The sequence below is a fragment of the Candidatus Cloacimonadota bacterium genome (genome assembly GCA_011372345.1).
Lineage (GTDB): Bacteria > Cloacimonadota > Cloacimonadia > Cloacimonadales > TCS61 > DRTC01.
In genome coordinates, this window is sequence record DRTC01000477.1 from 1 (window position 1) to 3751 (window position 3751).

Genomic DNA, 3751 nt, shown 5'->3' on the forward strand with positions numbered 1-3751 from the left:
ATGTTCTTTCAGATAAACGAAAGCAAGAGCATTTCGAATAGCACCTTTCACAGATGAGCCGGGAAGATATTTTTTTCCGTTTTCGGAAATAAACGGATGGATTTCTTTTCCATTAAATTGACCAATAAACGGAATTGATTCGCTTTCGGTTATTTCTTCAATTGAAATTTTATATTTCTGCAGAAAAGATTTTAATGAGAATTTTTGTTGAGAATGCGTTTTAATTTCTTTGATGTAATCTTCCATAATATGCGGATTTTCTGAAAAGATACTTTCCAGTTTTTGATGATCTATCAATTTTATTTTATCACCATCTACAATAAAATCAGAAAGCGAAGAAAGGTTTTTATTTTCATTATCTCCGATATGAAGCGGAGATAGAACTTCAATTTTTATATTATTCAATTTTCCTCCTTTTTTTCAACCTCTGAATGTGCGACAGCTTTCCTCTGGAAAGATGAATGCACTTATGAGTGTTGAAACTTTCATTACAAACATTCGGATGTCCTTCGGACAATCAGAAGTTTTTGTTTTCATTTCCCAAAGGTAAAAGAAATGCTTTTCCATAACGATAGATCGTGTTATCTTTGAACTGCTGCGAAACGATTTTCCCTCCGATTTGAGATTTTATAACGCTTCCTTCTTTCAGATAAAAGATTGCATCTTTTTTAAAAGCGGAAGCATAACCGAAAGTAATGAAACCGTCATCTTTTCCGATTTCATAAGTCTGGATGTTTTTTAATTCTTCCTTTTTCGGAATCAGATTGGAAAGGAGTAAATACAATTTCGGGATAGTCGTAGTTTCCCAGATAATTTCTGCTGTTTCTACTTTATCAAAATATCCTTTGCCCAAATTTCTTTTGCCGCCGATGCCTTCGTCCGCAAAAAGTTGCTTTGCCGCTTCCCATTTCTCGTTTGTTTCAATATCTTCCGGAAAGTAAAGAAACATTTTCGTTTGAATAATCTCTTCCTCGCCAAGTTTGATTTTCATTTCAAAAAGGCTTATTTCCGTTTGTTCAAACGGCGTGCTGTTTTCTCCGAAACGAGAAACATTTACTCTGACGACATCCGATTTTCGATAAAAAGAAATATCCTTGATCTTTTCGGTAATTGAGGAAGGCAACTCGTTTTTCATAATCAGAAATTCCTTCCCGATTATAGTTAAATCTTTTTCAAAATCAATCGAATGAAAAAATTCTCCGTTTATTTCCCGAATCGAATTTGCCAAAAATTTCATTGCTTTTAAAGAGAGCCAATGTATTTTTTTGACCTTCTTTTTTGAGGAGAAATCATCTTTATCCGAATCTGTTTTCAACCTCGATAAAAAAGGTCTCGGCAAGAAAAAAATCTCTTTTCCCGCAATTTTCAAAGCAGGAAAAACAGAACCGATCTTACCTTTATCAAACAGAGACAGAAATTCCGAGAAACTCTTTTTTCCAAAAAGAGTCGCATAACAATTTGCCAATGCTCCGAAAAGCGTCTGCGAACGGAAAGGAAGTTCTTCAAGCACAAAAGCATTGTTTTTCGGAGGATATAATTTGGTGATTTTCATCATTCACCTCGATTATAAATCAATTTCATTTATATCGATTTCATCCAGAGTTGGTTTCGTCTTAATTTCTTTGGCAGGTTCGTGTTTTTGATAATTTTCAGCTGTTTTTTCCGAAATGGAAATATCTTTGAAAGCAATTTGACCGTAACCGCGCGAACCGGAACCGCCGAGATAATCATCTTGTAAAAGCTGCATTCCTTCAAAAAGCATTTTTACCAGTTCTTTATCTGTTTCATCATAGAATGTAAAAACAATTGAAAAATCAAATTTTGCTCCTGCCGGAACTCGTTCCAATTGTCTGGGACCGTGAGGTGGTTGTGATGTTAATCTATCTAAAGAAACTTCCCATTTTGCTTCCGTATAATCAAGTTCCAGTTTTTCAAAATCGCCGGTTTTGTTTATCATCTGTTCAAATACTTCATTATTCAAATAGGCATCACGCACGATCAGTCGAGTTTTGAAATCGGATTCTTTGGCAACCGAACCGAAGAGTTTTTGAATTTTAGGATTGAATTTCTTTTTCAAATCTTCTTCTTTTTCGTTTAATCCTTTTTTTTCTACTTCTTTCATATTCACTTTTCCATTATCAACCAAACCAGTTAATTGAGTATATTCTGAATATTTCATTTCCAGCAGGCTTCTCATTTTTCCCTTAATGGAAGAACCGGGAATATACGGAACTCCGTTTGCATTTTTTATCACATTGCTGTCTATTCCGCCAATATCGAGAGCAGTAGAAGAGCCTCCGATGTGAAGTCCGGTTAAAAGTTCTATTTTCCCGTTTATGAATATTTTTTTGATAAGTTTCATTCTTTACCTCCTGCATCTTTTTTATAACAAACAATTGCTTCGAAAAACTCTTTGAAATTCTCAACTTCATTCGGTTCTTTGATTTCCGATATCATTGAATCTAATTGTTCCATAAAGAATGATACTTTGGGTTCTCTTCCAGAATAATATGCCAATTTTGGTCTAAGCATAGCTAAAGCTTTTACTTTTTCATCAATTGGCTTATTATTTATTTTCAATACTTCGGAAAATAAATTTCTCAATTTTGAAGTTGAAACATTATCCTTAAAATTCTTTTTTGAAACGAATTTTTTACATTCGTTACAAAAATTGTTGTATTCCTCTACAGAAAGTTCATTGATAATTAAAGCCATTTTAAGTAATGGACTTAGTTTTTTAATTTTATTGATGGTGGTTACTTTAAATCCCTGTGGTCCCTCTTCTACTTCAAATTCGACCTGATCATTTACGCCAAGTCTTTCCTTATCAACGAACTTTTTATGACAATAAACGGATTCCTCAAAATCTTCGCTTTTGATGAAACCTGCTCCACTCTTGGGATGGAAATTTGTTACTTTTCCTTTATGCATCTTAACCTCCTTATTTTCTTGTCTGCAGGTCTGCCAATTTGGCAGCGACTGTAATTATTTGATGATTTTTAATTTTATTTTCTTTTAATTCGAAGAAATTTTCAAACCACATATCTTCGTATATTTTTATTATCCTGTCTTTGTTATCAATATTTCTTAAGAAATACCTTAATCTCCATATCTTTTGAGAACTTAATCTACTTTTCTCTGCACTTTTCATTAAAGGTTGAAATCCTTTTGTAGAATTGATAACTTTTTGAATAATTCCTCTACTTTTCAATTTATCATTTGCAATAAGATCTACAATAACATTTTTTATCTTAAGAAGATATCCAAATTCTAACCAGGAAAATACTTCCCCGAAAATTGTTACTTTATCTTTTGTAGCTTCTGTCTCATCAAGATAAACAAGCTCTTTTGCATTTTCAAGATATTGTTCTGTAATTTGAGTAGCTTTAACAATCGGGAAATTATAGCGGAAAATCCCAATTCCGGCGGAAAAAGTAATTTTCCTGTTTCCGCAAACAAATTCGCTGAATTTTTCTCTTAACTTTTTGGTAAAATAAAGAATCGTTTCCACATCTCCAATAAGAAAAGTGTCATCACCACCGGAAAAAACGATATAAATTTCATTTTCCAAATTCAGCTTTTTTACATAATACGGTAAAAAACCTTCAAAAAACATTCTTAGAAATCTGCTTAAAACTGACATGCGCGAAAGAGACGGTTTTTCCAAACCTTTTTGAAAAAGATTACCCAGATTATCCACATCGAGTTTGAGATAAGCCAATTTACCGTTTGTTCCCGCCAGTTCTTCAAA

Annotated in this window: 4 protein-coding genes; all 4 read right to left on the reverse strand. The window is 33.1% G+C overall.

The features are described 5' to 3' along the window. A partial coding sequence (gene csm5 / locus ENL20_09255; GenBank protein ID HHE38744.1) for a type III-A CRISPR-associated RAMP protein Csm5 occupies window positions 1–405 on the reverse strand: 405 nt, incomplete at its 3' end. Between the two features lie 112 nt (window positions 406–517). Then, the gene (gene csm4, locus ENL20_09260) at window positions 518–1555 is read right to left on the reverse strand and encodes a type III-A CRISPR-associated RAMP protein Csm4 (protein HHE38745.1); all 1038 of its coding nucleotides are present in this window, start codon (window positions 1553–1555) and stop codon (window positions 518–520) included. Window positions 1556–1564: 9 nt separating this feature from the next. Then, on the reverse strand, window positions 1565–2362 hold the full coding sequence (gene csm3, locus ENL20_09265; GenBank protein ID HHE38746.1) for a type III-A CRISPR-associated RAMP protein Csm3: 798 nt from the start codon (window positions 2360–2362) through the stop codon (window positions 1565–1567). Beyond that, complete coding sequence (gene csm2 / locus ENL20_09270) at window positions 2359–2931, reverse strand: type III-A CRISPR-associated protein Csm2 (protein ID HHE38747.1); 573 nt, start codon at window positions 2929–2931, stop codon at window positions 2359–2361. Before csm2 ends, csm3 begins: the two co-directional genes overlap by 4 nt. Window positions 2932–3751 lie beyond the last annotated feature (820 nt).

Excerpts from the sequence above, each read along its gene's own strand:
- csm2 (HHE38747.1), bottom strand. The coding sequence starts at position 2,931 with ATGCATAAAGGAAAAGTAACAAATTTCCATCCCAAGAGTGGAGCAGGT.
- csm3 (HHE38746.1), bottom strand. The coding sequence starts at position 2,362 with ATGAAACTTATCAAAAAAATATTCATAAACGGGAAAATAGAACTTTTA.
- csm4 (HHE38745.1), bottom strand. The coding sequence starts at position 1,555 with ATGATGAAAATCACCAAATTATATCCTCCGAAAAACAATGCTTTTGTG.